The organism is Leptolyngbya sp. 'hensonii', assembly GCF_001939115.1.
Taxonomy (GTDB): domain Bacteria; phylum Cyanobacteriota; class Cyanobacteriia.
This window is the reverse complement of record NZ_MQTZ01000003.1, coordinates 18,959-36,502: the sequence shown is the minus strand read 5'-3', so window position 1 is coordinate 36,502 and position 17,544 is coordinate 18,959. Positions and strand designations below refer to the sequence as shown.

The 17,544-nt window shown below is 52.8% G+C and carries 16 protein-coding genes; 7 read left to right on the top strand and 9 right to left on the bottom strand.

Translation table 11 applies throughout. From position 1 onward, the window contains the following. The first annotated feature begins 224 nt into the window (after positions 1-224). Together BST81_RS01520 and uraD are read left to right on the top strand one after the other, a co-directional pair. A complete protein-coding gene (locus tag BST81_RS01520; protein WP_216351172.1) occupies positions 225-881 on the top strand; it encodes a TMEM175 family protein in 657 nt (218 codons plus the stop codon). Between the two features lie 35 nt (positions 882-916). Continuing rightward, positions 917-1,414: a 2-oxo-4-hydroxy-4-carboxy-5-ureidoimidazoline decarboxylase gene (gene uraD, locus BST81_RS01515; protein WP_075596782.1), complete on the top strand. Its 498-nt coding sequence runs from the start codon at positions 917-919 to the stop codon at positions 1,412-1,414. Here the strand turns inward: uraD and BST81_RS01510 are convergent. After that, the gene (locus tag BST81_RS01510) at positions 1,411-5,193 is read right to left on the bottom strand and encodes a PAS domain S-box protein (protein ID WP_075596781.1); all 3,783 of its coding nucleotides are present in this window, start codon (positions 5,191-5,193) and stop codon (positions 1,411-1,413) included. The two genes, uraD and BST81_RS01510, sit on opposite strands and share 4 nt — an antisense overlap. Before the next feature lie 153 nt (positions 5,194-5,346). Next, positions 5,347-5,742: a gamma-glutamylcyclotransferase gene (locus BST81_RS01505; RefSeq protein ID WP_075596780.1), complete on the bottom strand. Its 396-nt coding sequence runs from the start codon at positions 5,740-5,742 to the stop codon at positions 5,347-5,349. Between the two features lie 127 nt (positions 5,743-5,869). On the opposite strand from BST81_RS01505, the gene BST81_RS01500 reads away from it, so the two are divergent. After that, entirely contained in the window at positions 5,870-7,123 is a 1,254-nt protein-coding gene (locus BST81_RS01500) for a Zn-dependent hydrolase (protein WP_075596779.1), read from the top strand. On the opposite strand, the gene puuE is transcribed toward BST81_RS01500, so the two are convergent. Then, entirely contained in the window at positions 7,105-8,016 is a 912-nt protein-coding gene (puuE, locus tag BST81_RS01495; protein WP_075596778.1) for an allantoinase PuuE, read from the bottom strand. The two genes, BST81_RS01500 and puuE, sit on opposite strands and share 19 nt — an antisense overlap. A 107-nt stretch (positions 8,017-8,123) precedes the next feature. Between puuE and BST81_RS01490 the strand changes: the two genes are divergently transcribed. Further along, positions 8,124-8,657, top strand: a complete 534-nt coding sequence (locus tag BST81_RS01490) for a hypothetical protein (protein WP_075596777.1) — start codon at positions 8,124-8,126, stop codon at positions 8,655-8,657. Between the two features lie 17 nt (positions 8,658-8,674). On the opposite strand, the gene BST81_RS01485 is transcribed toward BST81_RS01490, so the two are convergent. From BST81_RS01485 to BST81_RS01460, 6 genes are all read right to left on the bottom strand, one after another. Beyond that, positions 8,675-8,914 carry a hypothetical protein gene (locus tag BST81_RS01485; RefSeq protein ID WP_075596776.1) on the bottom strand — a complete coding sequence of 80 codons (240 nt, stop codon included), beginning with the start codon at positions 8,912-8,914 and terminating at the stop codon, positions 8,675-8,677. A gap of 42 nt (positions 8,915-8,956) precedes the next feature. Beyond that, the gene (locus tag BST81_RS01480) at positions 8,957-9,697 is read right to left on the bottom strand and encodes a PP2C family serine/threonine-protein phosphatase (protein ID WP_075596775.1); all 741 of its coding nucleotides are present in this window, start codon (positions 9,695-9,697) and stop codon (positions 8,957-8,959) included. Positions 9,698-9,731: 34 nt separating this feature from the next. Further along, positions 9,732-11,495, bottom strand: coding sequence for an AarF/ABC1/UbiB kinase family protein (locus BST81_RS01475; protein ID WP_075596774.1), 1,764 nt, complete (start codon positions 11,493-11,495; stop codon positions 9,732-9,734). Positions 11,496-11,575: 80 nt separating this feature from the next. Next, a complete protein-coding gene (locus BST81_RS01470; RefSeq protein WP_075596773.1) occupies positions 11,576-11,920 on the bottom strand; it encodes a DUF6825 family protein in 345 nt (114 codons plus the stop codon). Positions 11,921-12,002: 82 nt separating this feature from the next. Continuing rightward, positions 12,003-13,247, bottom strand: a complete 1,245-nt coding sequence (locus BST81_RS01465; RefSeq protein WP_171974630.1) for a serine/threonine-protein kinase — start codon at positions 13,245-13,247, stop codon at positions 12,003-12,005. 55 nt (positions 13,248-13,302) lie between these two features. Continuing rightward, positions 13,303-15,669, bottom strand: coding sequence for a CBS domain-containing protein (locus BST81_RS01460; RefSeq protein ID WP_075596771.1), 2,367 nt, complete (start codon positions 15,667-15,669; stop codon positions 13,303-13,305). Between the two features lie 276 nt (positions 15,670-15,945). Between BST81_RS01460 and psbZ the strand changes: the two genes are divergently transcribed. The 3 genes from psbZ to BST81_RS01445 all read left to right on the top strand — a co-directional run bounded on the left by psbZ (position 15,946) and on the right by BST81_RS01445 (position 17,454). Then, positions 15,946-16,137, top strand: a complete 192-nt coding sequence (gene psbZ / locus BST81_RS01455; protein ID WP_075596770.1) for a photosystem II reaction center protein PsbZ — start codon at positions 15,946-15,948, stop codon at positions 16,135-16,137. Positions 16,138-16,468: 331 nt separating this feature from the next. Then, positions 16,469-17,083 carry a 6,7-dimethyl-8-ribityllumazine synthase gene (gene ribH, locus BST81_RS01450; RefSeq protein WP_075596769.1) on the top strand — a complete coding sequence of 205 codons (615 nt, stop codon included), beginning with the start codon at positions 16,469-16,471 and terminating at the stop codon, positions 17,081-17,083. After that, a complete protein-coding gene (locus BST81_RS01445; protein ID WP_075596768.1) occupies positions 17,080-17,454 on the top strand; it encodes a DUF4359 domain-containing protein in 375 nt (124 codons plus the stop codon). The genes ribH and BST81_RS01445 overlap by 4 nt, the downstream gene beginning before the upstream one ends. Positions 17,455-17,544 lie beyond the last annotated feature (90 nt).

The following is a 17,544-nucleotide window of genomic DNA, read 5'->3' as shown; positions in this document are numbered from 1 at the left end:
TTAACGACTTGAGTAAGAGTAGTGGCCCCCTACAGCTACAGTTCCAAGTGATTAAACAAGAGTCAGATCAGGCCCTGAAGCTAGAGAAAATCCCCAGCCGGGTTATCCATAAAATTTATGCAGATCCTTCTAAAATAATGCCCATATTTTCCTGGAGTGGAGATGGCAAAATGGCGAACCCGGCTGAAAATTGATCAGCATCCCGGCTATGGAGAGAAAAAACCATGCAGTTTATGAAACGACCCGAACCCCAGGAAGGGGAGTTAACCACCGATCGGATTGAAGCCTTCAGTGATGGGGTGTTTGCGATCGCCATCACCTTGCTGATCCTGGAAATTCGCCTGCCCCATTCGGAAGCTTCCCATGAAAGCCTTGCTGCGAGCTTGTGGGCACTCTGGCCCTCCTATTTTGCTTATATCTTTAGCTTTGTGATGATTGGGATCTACTGGGTCAATCACCATTACATCTTCAAGATTTACCGGAAGACCGATCACGGGTTTAACTTATTGAACGTGTTCTTCCTCATGTGCATTTCGTTTTTGCCCTTTCCAACGGCTGTGCTGGGCAGCCATTTGCTGGATGTAGACGAACAACGAACCGTTGTTGCCTTTTATGTGTTCGGGTTGTTTTTACCTGCTTTCTCCTGGTTTTTAACCTGGATCTATGCCTGCTTTAACTATCGGCTGATTGATCTACGTTTGAGCCCCAAGTTTGTCCGGTATCTGACCCGGAAATATGGACTTTCCACCGTCATCTATACCTTTGCCCTGATTCTTGCTCTAATTCAACCGGTGCTGGGGCTGGCGATCGCCGTTGGGCTAACGTTTCTATATCTGCTGCCGTCCAAGAAACCGGTGTATGTTGAACTCCAGGAAGATTGAAGCACGTTCCATTGTCAACTATCTGGGGATAAACCATGCCTTATGCCATTGGCGACCTCAATGCGATGACCGAGGAGGAATTTGTCGCAGCCCTGGGGGCTATTTTTGAGGAGACGCCTGAAATTGCCCGTCGGACCTGGCATCAGCGACCTTTTACCGATCGGACTGACCTGCACCAGAAAATGATAACGGTGGTCGCTGGTCTGGCCCAGGCAGAGCAATTAGCCCTGATTCGAGCCCATCCCGATCTGGGTAGTCGGGTCAAGATGGCGGAGGCATCGGTGCAGGAGCAGGCCGGGTTAGGATTGGACCAACTGACATCGGAGGAGTACGATCGCTTCCAAATGCTAAATCAGGCTTATCGGGATAAATTTGCCTTTCCCTTCATCATCGCCGTCCGCAACAACACCAGAGCCACCATTCTGGAGGCATTTACCCGCCGCCTGCAGAACAATCCAACGGCAGAAATGGCCCAGGCCTTGACTGAAATTGGTGAAATCGCCCGATTTCGGTTATTCGACCAGGTGGTTTAAACCTGCAAAAAAACCGCCATGGCCATAACCAATTGTTTGAGTTGAATGGGTTTGGTGATATATTCATTTGCCCCGGCGGCGATACATTTTTCCCGATCGCCCGCCATGGCCAAGGCTGTCAGGGCAATGATGGGGGTGTGGGCAATCTCACTGTCCGCCCGAATCCGACGGATCGCCTCCAGCCCATCCAGTTGAGGCATGTGGATATCCATCAGAATTAACTCTGGGCGATGGGCTTTCGTTTTCTCGATCGCTTCCACGCCATTGGCGGCCAGGAGAATGCGACAGCCAATGGCTTCCAGGTAGGGGACGATCGTCGCCACATTCGCCTCATTATCTTCTGCTAAAAGCACCAGAGGCCCCTGAGCCTGCTGATCAAAGAAAACCAGCGTCTCTGCTCCCTGCGTAGTTTCTAGTTGAGACTCCGGGGCTGGCTGCCAATTTCCCTCCGGTGGGAGGTAGGGCAAACTGACGGTGAAGCGGCTACCCTTCTCCACTTCACTGGCAACCTCAATCTTGCCCCCGTGTAACTCAATAATCCGTTTGACTAGTGCCAGACCCAGACCTGTTCCCTCCTGCGATCGGGACAGACCGCTATCGATCTGTGAGAAAGACTGAAACAGTTTGTCCATATCTTCTGGGGCGATGCCGATGCCACTGTCTTCTACCTCAAAGATCAAGACAGAGAGAGTGGAGAGTACGGAGGAAGGGGGAGGAACCGTCTGCCTGACTCGCAGCGTTACCCTTCCCCCTTGAGGCGTGAACTTTACAGCATTCGTCAGCAAGTTGATCAGAACCTGTTTCATGCGGCGTTCGTCTGCTTCGATCGGCGTCAGGGTTGCTGGAATTTCTAGATTGAGTTGAATGTCTTTTTTCAGTGCCTGTTGTTTCACAAAGGGCATACAGGCATCGCAAAGGCCACGGACTGAGAAGATCTCCTTATCCAGTTCCAGTTTGCCTGCTTCAATCTTGGCCAGGTCCAAAATATCGTTGATCAGATCCAGCAGGTGCCGACCGCTGCGCTCCACTGTGGCCATGAATTTTTTCTGCTTCTCATTCAAGGGACCGAACAACTCATCCAGTAACCCCTCCGATAATCCCAAAATGGCATTGAGAGGTGTGCGGAGTTCGTGGCTCATGTTGGCCAGAAACTCATCCTTCAGGCGAGTGGCTCGGGCCAATTCCCTATTCATGATCTGGAGCTGGTCATTTGCTGCCTGCAGATTGGCTTCCACCTGCTTCCGCTCACCCAGTTCCGCCTGCAACTGATAGTACAATTCTGATTGCTTAATCCCCACCGCGAGCTGACTGGCCAACTGTTGCAACAGGTTGACTTCCCATTCCTGCCATTGACGGGCCTGGGAACAATGGTGGGCAATTAACAGGCCCCAGAGTTGTTCATTTTCCTGCTGGACGATCGGCACCACCAGTTTGGCCTGAATGTCAAAGTCCTGCATGAACTGGGTCATACAATCCAGCACGGGATCTTGATCGCGATCGTTAATAATATAGGTCTCGCCCTGGACATAACGCTGGTAGCAGGATGGGGGGAAGGCTTCTGCCGGAAAGCTGATATTCAGCACTTGCTGCCAGGGAGCCACTCCTGATTCTGCCACGGCTTTTCCCGTCCCATCCTCGAATAACTGATAGACCAGCACCCGATCGGCCTGAATCAATTGTTGGACTTCTTCAACGGTTGTACGCAAGATGGCATCCAGGTTCAGCGAATCTCGAATCCGTTGGACTGTGGAAATCAGCAATTGTTCTTTTTCGAGCTGCTGCTGTAGCGTGTCTTCCATCTGTTTGCGATCGCTAATATCCATCACCATTTTCAAGGTTCCGGCATAGTGACCCGATTCATCCAGGATCGGTGTGGCCTCAATGATGGTCCACAGGTCTGAGCCATCCCGCCGCCTGAATTTGAAATCGTATTGTTCTTTCAGCCCCTGATGGCGCTGGTCCAGATGGGCCTCAGCCAGTTGTTGGCTCTCCTGATCCATAAAATTGGACAGGTTATGTCCCAGTAAATCTTCCGGCAACACGCCCAGCATTTGGGCCATTTTCTCATTCACAAAGATAGTCTGGTCTGCTGCATCCAAAATCCAAATTCCCTCACCGGCTGTTTCTACAATCCGACGATAGCGGGCTTCACTCTCCTGCAAAGCCGATTCCGCTTCTCGGCGGATGGTGATGTCTTCATAAGTTCCCAGTAGACCGATAATGCTGCCTTCAGCATTCCGGAGCGGGATTTTATTGGTCTCAATCCAAATGTAGGATCCATCCGATCGATGCAGAGTTTCAATCTGGTGCAACTGAGGCTCGCCCGACTCCATCACCTGGAGATCGCAGGTGTGATACCGATCGACCTCTTCCGGGGTCATGGAGAGGGCAGCAGAACTCTTACCCACAATTTCTTCTGGGGATAGCCCAACATCCAGGGCAAAGGTGCGATTGCATCCCAACAGGACCAAATTTCTATCTTTCCAGAAAATCCGTTGCGGCACATTGTCCATCACCAGGGTAAGGAACTGGTTTATATGTTGGAGTTCCTGATCGATCCGGGTGCGTTCATCCATCTCCCGGTGTAGCTGAATATTGGCCTGTTCTAACTCGATCGTTCGATCGATCACCCGACGCTCTAGCTCCTGATTCAGGTGATAGAGCTTTTCCTCCGCTTGCTTGCGGGCCGTAATATCGGCCATGGAGATCAAATAAGCTGATTGCTTTTCCCATTCGATTTCAGCGGTCTGCATTTCGGCAAAGCGACACCGATGATTGGGCTGCAGCAGGCCGACTTCCTGAATCTGCCCATCTCGAATGGCGGGTATCCCAAAAGGTTGACCGACAAGGTTTTCCGAGGTCTTGCCCAGCATTTTCTCCGCTGCAGGGTTAGCCAGCAGGATTTGCCCATCCAGATCCACGACGACCAGACCGGTCGTACTGGTGAACACGATCGTTTGTAAACACGCCTCATGCGCACTCAGAGCAATTTCTGTCTGCCTGCGTTCCGTGATGTCCCGGCAGGTATAGAGGACAGTCCCCCCGTTAATGCAGACCCGTTTCACACTAATTAGGAGGGTATGCGGTTTGCCAAACTTGTCGAGGATGTCCCGTTCCAGGTTTTTAATCTCACCCTCTGCGATCAATTGGGTTCGATCGAACAGAGCCATGCCAATCAAAAGGTCGATCGTGCCCATCTGGGCAACATCCTCAGTGGAATACCCGAACAGGTCAGCCACTGCTGGAGAGATAAAGGTAAACTTGCCCCTATCGTCCGTGACAAATACCGCATCAGAAATTTGGTCGAGGATCCTGCGATGCAGTTCCTGGGATGGCTGAGGGACCAGAGCCGCCTGCTGATATTGCTGCAACTCCCGTTGGGCCTTTTCCAGCGCTTGCTGGGTCTGCCAGGCTCTGAGAACCGGGTAAATTTTCAGGGGTAGGAGTCGGTAATCCTTGCGATCGCTGTCTTTGATCAGATAATCCTGGATGCCTTGCTGTAAGAACTGCAGGGCGATGTCGTCCTGGCCCGGTTGAACCGCCAGAATGACTGGAATCTGCCGAGCCTGAAGATCAGGCCAGACCTCTAGTGTAGGCCACTCCCAGCGATGATCGAGAATGGCAATGTCAAAATTCTGGCGGGTGAGGATGAGTTGAGCCGCAGCCAGAGAAGTTGCGATCGTGATTTCGTAGGAATAACCAGCTTCCTGAATTTGGTGCTCAGATCCTCCTGGGCCATCTGCATCTTCTCCAACCAGCAGAATTTTGATCGGGTCCATAGAATTTTGCCCTAAGGGTTTAGAGACTGTTTGATGACAACACCTGACCCTTATTGTTGGCTTTTTCCCTGGAACCCTAACAGGTGACTCTGGGAAGAACGGATAAATTTTGTTTCAATATCCCCTCAGGGGTATGGCTTCCCAAACTGAGGGTCATTGGCTGGGTGCGGTAGCAGCTTTGTAGGCTGCCCAGCCCCCATAATGGGAAATGTCAGGCCAGTGGTATTGTTCTACCAGTTCCTGGGGATAGAGCATGGCGGTGAGCGTGTCTCCTTCTTCCAGCACCACATCTCCCGGATACATGTGAGGAGGTTCGTTGGCCAGGAGATAGTCATACTGTTCTGGGGTCAGCTCATACACCTCGCCCGGAATGCTGATGCCGCCTTGCGCCACCTCATAAATAGCTGGGTGCCAGCCCTCTCCGGCAGCATGTAACCGGTATAGCGGGCGGGTGTGCGCTGGTTTAATGAATGTGGCTGATTGAAGATTGCCGTGGTCAGGCTGGCCCTGTAAGGCCGAACCACAGATAAAAATACGCTTGACGGTCACTGAGTTATCTCCCGGCTACATTGTATACAGTATACAATGTAGTTGTGTTGTATTGTAAAGTCTTGCGCTCAAGTTCAGTCCACCCAGTCCCCGTCACTGTGCCCATCATTTTCAATGTTGAATTTTTATGTCTAGCCGCCTGATTTCTTTCCCTGTGATTAACCGCGATCGCCTCATCCATAGCATTGAGGAATTAGCCCAGATTGGTCAAATTGGTAGTGGGGGGGTGCGACGACTGGCCTTCAGTGCCGAAGATATTTGCGCCCGCAACCTGGTCCAGCACTGGATGACGGAGGCGGGGATGATAGTCCGCGTTGATGCGGCAGGGAATATTATCGGTCGCTCTTCGGGCCTTTTACCTGAAGCTCCAGCTTTGGCGACGGGCTCTCATATTGATACGGTCCCTACCGGTGGACGGTACGATGGGGCTTTGGGTGTGCTGGCCGGGTTGGAGGTGGCGCGAGTGCTGCAGGAGCAGAATCTGCGGCTGAACCATCCCTTTGAGGTGATTGTCTTCTCCGATGAGGAGAGCAGCATGATTGGGAGCAAGGCGATTTCCGGCAGAACCGTGGCTGACCCTACCGGTTATGTCACCCTGGAGGGTATCAATATTCAGAGTTGCCTGGAGCAGGTGGGGGGCTCCTGGGGGGATTTGCATCTGGCCCAGCGCCATCGCCAGGATATGGTCGCCTTCCTCGAATTGCATGTGGAACAGGGGCCGATGCTGGAATCCCTGGGGCAAGAGATTGGGGTCGTGACCGGGATTGTCGGCCAGCGGCGCTACCTGATCACGGTCAGGGGCCGGGCCAGCCATGCCGGTTCAACGCCCATGTCCATGCGGCAGGATGCCATGGTTGCTGCCGCCCAGATCGTGCTGGCTGTGAACCGACTGGCCAATGCCCATGGGGAGCAGGTTGCTACTGTGGGGCAATTGCAGGTTTTCCCCAATGCGGCTAATGTTATTCCCGGTCGGGTGGAGATGAGCCTGGATATCCGGGATCTGTCCAATGACCGGATTGATGAGCTGCTCAACCAGTTGCAACGGGAGATAGCCACGATCGCGGCCCAGACTGGTACAGAGATCGATTCCCAGATCCGATTGCGGAATGAACCAGCTCCAGCCCAGGAGCACATTCAGCAGGCGATCGTCCAGGTCTGCGAGACCCTGGGGTTGGGTTATCACCATCTCCCCAGTCGAGCCAGTCATGATGCCCAGGAGATGGCCGCCTTCACCGACATGGGCATGATCTTTGTTCCCAGTCAGGCGGGGATTAGCCATTCCGCTACCGAATATACGACCCCGGAACAGTGCGTCCAGGGCACAACCGTATTGCTGCATACCCTGCTGGCCCTGGACCAATACTATGCTGGCGGTCGATGATGGGCATGCCAGTGACGGGCAATGTCGATACGGCGGCAGCACCAGACCCGATCGTGGCCCCTGATATAGTCTAAAAAGCGGATCAGAGCCGCCGCCCGACCAGGCCGCCCGACTAAGCGGCAGTGCAATCCCACACTCATCATCTTGGGAGCCGTGGCCCCTTCCTCGTACAGGACATCGAAGGCATCCTGCAGGTAAGCAAAGAACTGATCACCAGAGTTAAAGCCCTGGTTGGTGGCGAAGCGCATGTCATTGTTGTCTAGGGTATAGGGAATCACCAGATGGGGGCTGCCGTAGTCATGCACCCAGTAGGGCAGGTCATCGGCGTAGCTGTCGGCATCGTAGAGGAAGCCCCCGGCCTCCACTACCAGCCGCCGGGTGTGGGGACTGGTGCGCCCTGTATACCAGCCCAGGGGACGGCTGCCCGTGACCTGGGTGTGGAGGGCGATCGCTTGCTCCAGATGTTCCCGCTCAGTCTCTTCTGAGAAATACTTGTAGTCGATCCAGCGGTAGCCGTGGCTGGCGATTTCCCACTCGGCCTCCAGCATGGCAGCCACGGCTTCCGGATTGCGATCGAGGGCCATGGCGATGCCATAGACGGTAACCGGGATACCCCGATCGGTGAAAATGCGATGCAATCTCCAGAATCCGGCCCGACTACCATACTCGTAGATGGACTCCATGTTCATGTGGCGCAATCCCTGCAGAGGCGTCGCACCAACGATTTCAGAAAGAAACGTTTCTGAGGCGTCATCCCCATGTAAAATCGAGCTCTCGCCCCCTTCTTCATAGTTGATCACAAACTGGACGGCGATGCGGGCCTGTCCTGGCCACTGAGGGTGAGGGGTCTGGCCTCCGTAACCGACCATATCTCTCGGATAGGGTTTTGACATGCTTGACTGCCTGAATAAACCTATCGGATATCGTAGTGGAAATTTATATTATTTAAAGTCAGTGGGTCTCCCTCAGTCAGAATTTCCAGATAGATATTACGGCAGGTATGACCAACACAAACAATCCGCAGAATCAGGAAGGTTGTTTTAAGAAAGCACTTCAGATATTAGCTGGTGCCGTTATGACGGTCGTAATTGGTATAGGAGCCAACACGCTTGTCAAATTAATAGAAAATGGAACAATTAAAATTCCTGATATTGGTGGGCCGATGCCCAGCAGTAGCCCGACAAGTCCTGCCCCGACAAGTCCTACGCCTACCTCATCAGAATCTCCGAAAAGCTATGAACTAACTGGTGTCTGGGAAGCTGATGTGACCGAATTTGGCAAACGCACTCAAATTATCTGGACAATACAGGCTGATAACACAAGTTCTGTCCAGCTTGTTATAGACAGCCGAGTACAGCCGCCTGTATCGTATACCTGGCAATATTTGGGTGATGTTCTAATGGAAAAAGACTCGATCGGAAATGACAGAAAAAGCCGCATAGAATGGAAGGCAAGTAATAATTTTGAACAAACTATTCTTGAAGATCAAATTTCTGAATTTAAAGGATTAAAACGTAATTTCTATCGTCGATAGTCAGTTCATTTATTGCGTTATACAGAAGTGCTCAATGGTTGATTCAGGTATTCAATATATCTGGCAGAGATCCATCCTCCATTCGGGAGCCTGACCCAATCTCGTTGGGCGTTGCTGAATACCACTATGATTTCGCTGGATTCCCGATGGACTGCCAAGGCTTCCAGAAATCGTTTCATAGAGAAGTTCAGCAACGCCCCGTAACCTTCGATCGAGACACTGGTGTAATCTGGTGGTTTAACACTGGTCTCTGGCATGCATGATCGGGAAGCCCTGACTTACCCGAGAATCCATAAAATCTAGTTCACGATCAACGGATCGAATACCACAATCACAACAGTAATATTGTCCCGCCCACCTTTATCTTTCGCAGCCTTGACCAGAGCCATGGCGGCCTTTTCACAAGCCCGGATGGATTTGAGGTGGGAGGCAATCAACGGATCAGAGAGTTCTTCGGTCAGGCCATCACTGCAGAGGAGCAGGCGATCGCCCGGTTGCAAATCAAAAGATTGCGTATCGATTTGCCGCAGGTCTTCCCGCCCCAAACATTGGGACAGTACATGTCGCCATGGATGCACCCTCGCTTGATCCGGGGTCAGGTCACCCAGTTTCATCGCCCGGGCGACCCAGGTATGATCTTCCGTGATCTGATCTAGCTTGGGGCCACGCAGACGATAGAGGCGAGAGTCACCAATGTGGGCACACCAGGGCTGATTTTCATCTCTGAAAATGACCACGACGGCTGTGGTGCCCATATCCGCTCGTTCGGGATGCTTGCGCTGATCTTGTAGAATGGCTCGATTTGCTTCCAGAAGAGCCCCTTCCAGCAGGGTCTGGGAATTACGTGGAGAATCCCAATGGTCCGCTAGATACTTTTGAATCGCCTGGGTTGCCAGCCGACTTGCTTCCTGACCGCCAGCATGCCCCCCCATTCCGTCGGCAACGATGAAGAATCGGCCATCCTGGTCTATATAGAAAGCATCCTGATTGACGGTTCGGATGAGACCCGGATCGGTCAAACCGGTGAAGAGGCTTTTCATAAACTGGCTGCTTTCATCTGGTAGCTAAGAAGAATCACATCATACGCTCAAACCGATCGAGGCGGATGAGCAATCGAATTAAGGCAACTGCAACGAGTGCTGCTGCTAGGGCGACAACCAAAGCTAGCCACCAATAATGGTTGACCAACAGAATTGTGGCTGACAGCGTAAAAGCACCGATTAATAAAGTATAGTTGGTTCCCATGTTAACGCTACTAAGGCGACGAATCAGTCGATCGGTTTCCGTCGATCGAACCCGGACCCGCAAATCCCCGCGTTCCAGCTTGTCGAGGGTATCCTCAATCCGCCTGGGTAATCCCAGGGCTGTACTCCCAACCTGGACGGCCTGACGACTGAGTTCACCAAACAAACTGTTGTCTTCGGAAGAGTTACCGTTGGTCATAATTTCCATTGCAAAGGGTTTTGCAACCTCCATGAAGTTAAATTCCGGATCCAGACCCTTCCCCACACTTTGTAAGGTTGAGAAAGCCCGCATGACAAACGTGAACGTAGCCGGAAAACGAAAGGGGCGACCGTAGGCAACTTCATAGAGATCATCAATGATGGCATCGACGGACTGATCCTCAAAGGGACGGTCCATGAAGTTATCCAGCATGTACTGGATCGAACGGCGCACCGGACCCATATCTTCCACTTCGGCCAGGGCTCCCAGTTCGGTCAGGGAGTTCATGACCCGCTCGGCATCCTTTTGAGCAATGCCAAACAGCGTATCCATCAATTTTTCCCGCGTAATGGGCTTAATTCTGCCCATCATGCCGAAATCGTAGAAAATTAACTCCCCTTCAGGGCTAACCGCAATATTACCGGGGTGGGGATCGGCATGGAAGAAGCCATCATTCAGTAATTGCCGAAGATAGGCTTCTGCTCCCCGATTAGCCATCAGTTTGCGATCAATGCCCGCAGCATCAAGGGCTTCGTAATGGCTGATCTTGATCCCGGGCACATACTCCAGGGTGAGAACCCGGGGGAATGTGTATCGCCAATAGACCCGGGGAATTCGAGCCCAATTGAAAGCCCGAAAGTTACGCCGAAAGAGATCAGCGTTCTGGCCTTCCATCAGGTAGTCAATTTCCTCGTAGAGGATCTTATAGCACTCTTCATAAATTCCCAACCAATCAATTCCTTGGGCCCAGTCTGGGGGATTGTTTTGGAAATAATAAGCAATGCTTTTAAGAATGGCCAGATCGATTTCAAAGAGTTGTTTCAACCCAGGGCGCTGGACTTTCACCACCACTTCCTCGTCGGAGTGAAGTTGGGCTTTGTGAACCTGGCCTAAACTGGCTGCAGCCAGGGGAATAGGGTCAAAGCTACGGTATAGCTCATGAACTGGCTTGCCTGAATCCTGGAGGATAATTTTTTCGACCTGCTCGTAGCTGAAGGCTGGAACCTTATCCTGCAGTTTGGCCAGCTCTTCCACATATTCGACCGGTAGAATATCGGCCCTGGTCGAAAAGAGCTGCCCAACCTTAATGAAAGTTGGCCCTAATTCTAGGATGGACTCTCGAATCCAACTGGCTTGGGCCCGACGTCGAGCGGCAGCCCTGGCTGGAGTCTTGCCTCCCAGATAACTCCAGGTTTTCCCATTCAACCAACTGGAAGCCAGTAACTGGAGGACAAAAGACCAGATGTCAAAGGTCCGCCGTCTGCGAGAATACCGTTCCCGGTTCCAGCGATAGGTTTTATCAATATAGGTTTTTTCTACAGAGCGATCGTTCCGGTAAGGACCAGACTCTGCAGGACGTTGAAGTTTGAGAGAATCATTAGGAAGAACAGACACGCGGGGTTTTGACCGATGCAGGTAAATTAAAGATTTGAAAGCGGGCTACCAGAGCTTAATGGGGAGGGTTGAACCTCAAGTTAAGGCGTCCGATTACGGTAGCGCTGGAGTTCGGAGCGTAAGCGGGCGATCTCAGCCCGCAGATCATCGATCGTGGCCTGCAGATCTCCAGATTGAAACCCGGCTGCAGTTGTGAAGCCAGTAGCACCTTGACCGGTGGTTGGGCGGGATTGCATCGCCGCTTCTTCTTCCCGTCTGGCTCGCTCCAGAACCTCTTCTGTGAACTGTCGGATCCGCTCACGCTGTTCCGCATCAAATTTACCCAAATCACTTAGAGCATTAGTCAGAGCATACTCCAGTTGCTCACTGAGCACTTCAGCGACGGCCCTACCGAGGAAAAAAGCATGAACCAGAGGATTACTCATAAAAAACTTCACATGCGTCCGCAAAAATTATAACTTGCTTACCCAAAGGATGTTTCTGCGGAAACCATTAACCTCCCAATCTTCAGGGGGAACTTTTGTCTGGGGGGGAGGCCGGTTTCACCTGAGCCCCTAAGGGCATGTCTTTAAGCGGGGGAAAGGTTTGCTCTGCGTTGAGCAGATTGCTGCGGGAACCCAACCAGCCAAACCGAATCGCTAGACCGACTCCCATCCCTAGCAAAATAGAAATCACCGAGCTGAGCAGAAGAGCCTGGGGGAACCAACGTTTTGGAGCAGGTTCTGGAGCAGACTTGGAGACTATGGGGGTGGGGGTAGCAATCGGTGTTTGCACTGCAACTAGCTCTGGTGGCAGTTGAGTCGCCGTTGTTGCTTCGATTGAGGCGGAGGGGATAGGAGGGGACAAGGGAACTGCTGGTTGCCCAGCCAGATGGAAACCAGGGCTGGCTGCCAGCCAAGGGTAGGTGCCAGTTTTTGGGGCTGCTTCCTGCGGGGGAGAGATCGTCTGGGGTAGGAGCGCCAGCCAGGCCTCAACAGAGGAAGGGCGCTGGCCTGCGTCCAGGGCCATCCCCTGTTGAATGGCTGCCATCAGAGGAGGGCTGAAATCACGACTGAATTGCTGTAGGTCTGGCAGGGGAACCCGATCGCGCAGAGGAGCGGCGATCGGAACCTGCCCGGTTACCAGCGTGTACAGGGTTGCTGCCAGGGCGTAGAGATCGGCTGAAATCGTCCGCTTCACGCTTAGATCATACTGTTCTGGTGGGGCATAACCGGCCAGGAAGGAGCTTTCTCGACTTTTCAGGATCTCCAGGGCTGCTTCTCGGGCCACCCCAAAGTTGACCAGCACAACCCGATCTTCCGGTTGTCGCCGGATCAGGTTTTGAGGGGTAATGTCTCGATGGAGCATGCCATTCTGGTGTACCACCGTTAAGGCCATCCCGACCTGTCGGATATAGTGGATGGCTCTGGCTTCTGAGAAGGGGCCTGTGGCCTGCACGATCGCCATCAGGGTTTGACCAGGGATGTATTCGGACACCATAAAAGACCCCTGATCCTGTTCAAAAAAGTCCAGAATTCTGACCAGGTTGGGATGATGGCAGCGGCCTACACAGCGGGCCTCCGCAAAAAATAGTTTCTGAAACTGGGCGAAGTTGGGATGACGCCGCAGGCGATCGTTCAGAGCTGTCAGGATTACAGGTTGGTTTCCTTCTACCTGAGTGGCCCGGTAGGTTGCGCTGTAATCTCCCTGAGCTAGCATTGGCCCCAGGATATATTTGCCACTCTGTAAGACCTTACCGGCTTCTAAGCTCATAAAATCCATGCCATTGCCTGGTTTGCCTAATTTATTGTACAGGGGTCCGACTAGGTCACTCTGGGGGTAGGGGATAATGCTCGACCAGGTAAGCTTCAGCGGTGGGTTGATCCTGGATCACCCCATCTAGGAAAGCGATGGTCAGATCTTCCAGAATTGTTTTAAAGCGTTGACCAGGCTTGTAACCCAATCGCTTCAGAGCATGGCCATCCAGGGGCGATCGGGTCTGGGACCAGCGGCTTAAAAACAGCCCAATTTGCCGTCGCAGGGGACGGGTACTGCGGATGGCCACCAGGCAGAGGGTGGATTCATCATAGGGGCGGAAGATCTGAACCATCTGACTGGGACGCGGAAATGTTGTGGCAGCGCCTCGACCCAAACTCAGGAATTGTTCTGCCAGTTCTGCCTCAATCTGGGCCAGGTGGGTGAGGCGGGTAATACTATCCGTTGGGAGTTGGAGATTGGTAGCCACTGGCCCCCGGGTCTCTGGGGGTAGATGGGCCAGTAGCACTTCCAGGAGCATCTGCCAGTGGATCCATCGTTTCTGCTGGGGGTCAAATCGCCAGAGCAGGTGACCCGCCAACCGGAGCTGCCGCCACAGGACCTTATCCAACTGCAGGGTGGGATGCAGACAGCGGAGGGCCTCCAGATGATCCAGAAGGCGCAGGGCAGGTTGCCAGTAAGGAGCTTGCAGGATGTACTTCAGCTCAGATTTTAGTCGGGTCTGTAACGCCGGAGCCCGACTCTGTTCTCCCTGGATGCGATCGTAAACCCCGGTGGCGATCGCATAGCGGATATACCGCTCTGTTTGGGGTTCAATCTCAAATTCCAGTTTGACGGCGAACCGCACGGCTCGATACATCCGGGTCGGATCCTCGATAAAGCTATTGGCATGGAGCACCCGAATCTGCCCCATCTGCAGATCCAGCCAACCGCCGAAGAAATCCAGTAACTGTCCGGCTCCTGGCTCGGTCAACCGGAGGGCCATGGCGTTGATGGTAAAGTCTCGCCGGTACAGATCTTGCTGAATGGAACTGGCTTCCACTTCCGGGTTCGCTGCCGGGTAGGGGTAGAACTCTGTCCGGGCCGTGGCGATATCCACCCAGAGAGAATCGAGGACTGGATGGTGATGCCAGAGCAGGGCAGCAGTTTGAAACTGACCATGGATCTGGAGGCGAGCGTCCGGATGGAACTGCAGCAAGGTTTGGGCCAGCACCACCCCTGCGCCCTGCCCCACTGGTTGATGGAAGCTATCCACCACCAGATCAATATCGGTCAGGGCCAAAGGTTCTCCTGGTCCTGACATCAGCGTGTCTCGAACCCCACCCCCTACCAGATAGAGATGCCAGCCCTGACGCTCTGCCTCGCGAGCCGCCAGATCCAGAATAGCCCAGAGTTCAGGAATCAGGGCCTGGTTCAGTCGGGCGATCGGCAAGGGACAGTGAAGATCGGAGGCACCCCCCCCAGCCTCGCGCCCATCGCCCTGAACCTGCATCCAGTAGAGTTGCCGCAGGACATCCGTTCGGGTGACAATGCCCACCAGTTGCCCCTGCTCCAGCACTGGGAGCCGACCAATATCGTAGGTCACCATCAGGAATTCAATCTCTGGCAATCGGGTGTCAGGGTTAATCGTTTTCAGGTTGGTGGTCATGTAAGCTTTGACTGGAGCCTGACCGAAGTGATGATGCAGGGCAATGTCAATGTCCCGCCGGGAGATCAGCCCAACGAGCTGGCCTGCTGAATCTACGACCGAGAGGCCCGAATGGCCATACCGCAACAGAATCCGCTGGGCTTCAGCGATCGTGGTCTCTGGGCGCACCGTCCGCACCGGGGAAGACATCAGCTCCCGGGCTGTGGGCAGGATGGGCTGGGGGGTCAGGTAGCGCCCAATTTCGATCGGATTGGCCCCCTGATTCATCAACCAGGCCAGGGCCATGCTATCTCTGGGGGTGGTTGTAGCAGATGTCAGGGATGCCGTTTCACTATGAAGGCCCAGAGCCATGAGGGTTGCTGTGGCAGCCACGATCGGAACTGGCTGGATTTGCACCTGTTCCGCCACCAGGGTGGTAGTGGCTCCTACCGGCTCCAGGTAAGATTTGGTCGCAACCAGGGTTCCCTCTGGGTCCGGGGCATGGTCGTAGAGAATGACCTCAATCTGGGGGAGATTCAGCCATTGTGCCGCCTGTCCCAGTCGATCGCAGCGTTGGGTATTGACGATCGTCAGGGTCTGGATGGCCTCCGGTTTGATCTGGTGAGGGGTCATCAGATCCTGGGCCAGCCAGGATTGGGTCAACCAGGTCTGAACCGCAGGCAGTACGTCACCAGTCAGTAGAATCCGAGCCTCCGGTTGCAGTAACCGCAATCCGATCGCGGCTCCCAGAGCATCGAAGTTAGCAGCGATCGGGCAGAGAATCAGGTGCATGGGTGGAGACTCGCTTTAAATCCCCTCTTGGGAGGGGTGACCCGCAGGGCCGGGGTGGGTCTGCTCGGGCGTGAGGGAGGGTGACTGAAATTGCATTAGGTCAATAGTAACTGCTTCGATCGAGGCATTAAGGGCCATAGTACTTAGCGTTCAAATAGAGTTCAAAAGTTTTCTCAACCCCGTTAAAGAAAATGGGCTGATTTCTGGTAGCGTACTAGTCAGGGATCATTTAGAAATGCTTGACTGCATTCCTGACTGCTGTCTTGGGAGAAAACAATGTTTGACTTTATTTTCAAGCTTGCTTTGATTGCTTTAGTGCTTGTGTCTTTTGTTATGGTTGTAGGCGTGCCGGTGGCTTACGCATCACCCCAGAACTGGGATCAGTCGAAACGGCTGCTTTTCCTGGGTTCTGGTGTATGGGCAGCTCTGGTTATTCTGGTTGGTTTACTGAACTACCTGGTTGCCTGATTAACTCTGCGGCTTCTGCAGTGTTGTGGCGGAGCCATTTCCTCCCAACAATCTGCAGAGCTTTAAGAATTTTCTGCTCCGGTTAAATCTTCAAGAAGAAGAGCCCAAGGCTGATCAAGGCCAAGATTGATCAAAGCCAAGATTGATCAAAGCCAAGATTGATCAAAGCCAAGATTGATCAAAGCCAAGATTGATCAAAGCCAAGATTGATCAAAGCCAAGATTGATCAAAGCCAAGATTGATCAAAGCCAAGATTGATCAAGAAGATTTATCAAAGAAGGTTTATCAAAACCGAAGAAGAACTGAGCCCGATCGAGAAGTGTAGAGACCCATGGCAGTTTTTGAGGGAAGTTTTACCCAGACCGGAGATCTACGGTTTGCTATTGTCATTGGTCGGTTTAATGACCTGATCACCAGTAAGTTACTGGAAGGCTGTCAAGATTGCCTCAAACGCCATGGTGTGGACGTTGATCTGCAGGGAACTCAGGTTGATTATGTCTGGGTTCCTGGTAGTTTTGAGGTGCCTCTCGTGGCTCGGCAGATGGCTTTGATGGCTCGCTATGACGCGATTATTTGCCTGGGGGCAGTGATTCGCGGTCAGACTCCTCATTTTGATTACGTTGCGGCTGAAGTTGCTAAGGGCATTGCATCTGTAGGATACCAAACAGGGACTCCGGTAATTTTCGGTATTATTACAGCAGATACCCTGCAGCAAGCTCTGGAGCGGGCTGGCATTAAGAGTAACAAGGGTTGGGACTATGCCATGAGCGCGATCGAAATGGCAGCACTGATGCGCCAGCTCCGCCATCAAACCACTAACATCGTTCCAAATCCCAATTTTCCAGACTCCAGTTCGACGCAGACTTTACCCCCCTCTACCCTCAGTGCTTCTAGCCAGTTGCCTGGTTACGAATCTTCCTCCGAGCCGCGATTGCAAGCCCCATGAAGCGCGCTAGTCTGACCATACTGACTCTCGTTCTGGCAGGACTTGGAGTTGGTGTAGCTCTGACTAACCCTGGTTCTCAAGCCTACGAAGACTTTGCTGTCCACCAGTTGACCTGGTATCTCAAGGAAAATGTCTGCAGCAAGGCTCCTGAAATATTAGGGAATTCCTTGCGCAAAGAATGTCTTTCCCTAGTTGATGTGAATAAATTTCAAATTAAGCAACTCATTGCCCGTAATACCCGGCGACAAAATTATATTTTCTTTAGCATTTATACAACTGAATTAACGATTACCCCTGTTCTGCCTTCTTACCGGTTCGAAACTTTTGCTGGAGCTATGCGCTTTTACTTATATAGCGCTGAGCAATATTGAGAGGCTCCGTCCCTGGATGGGGAGGCATGAGAGTGAAACTGCTATAAGCTGGGATGCGCACACTCCACTGTAACTGGACGCTGAAGGTTC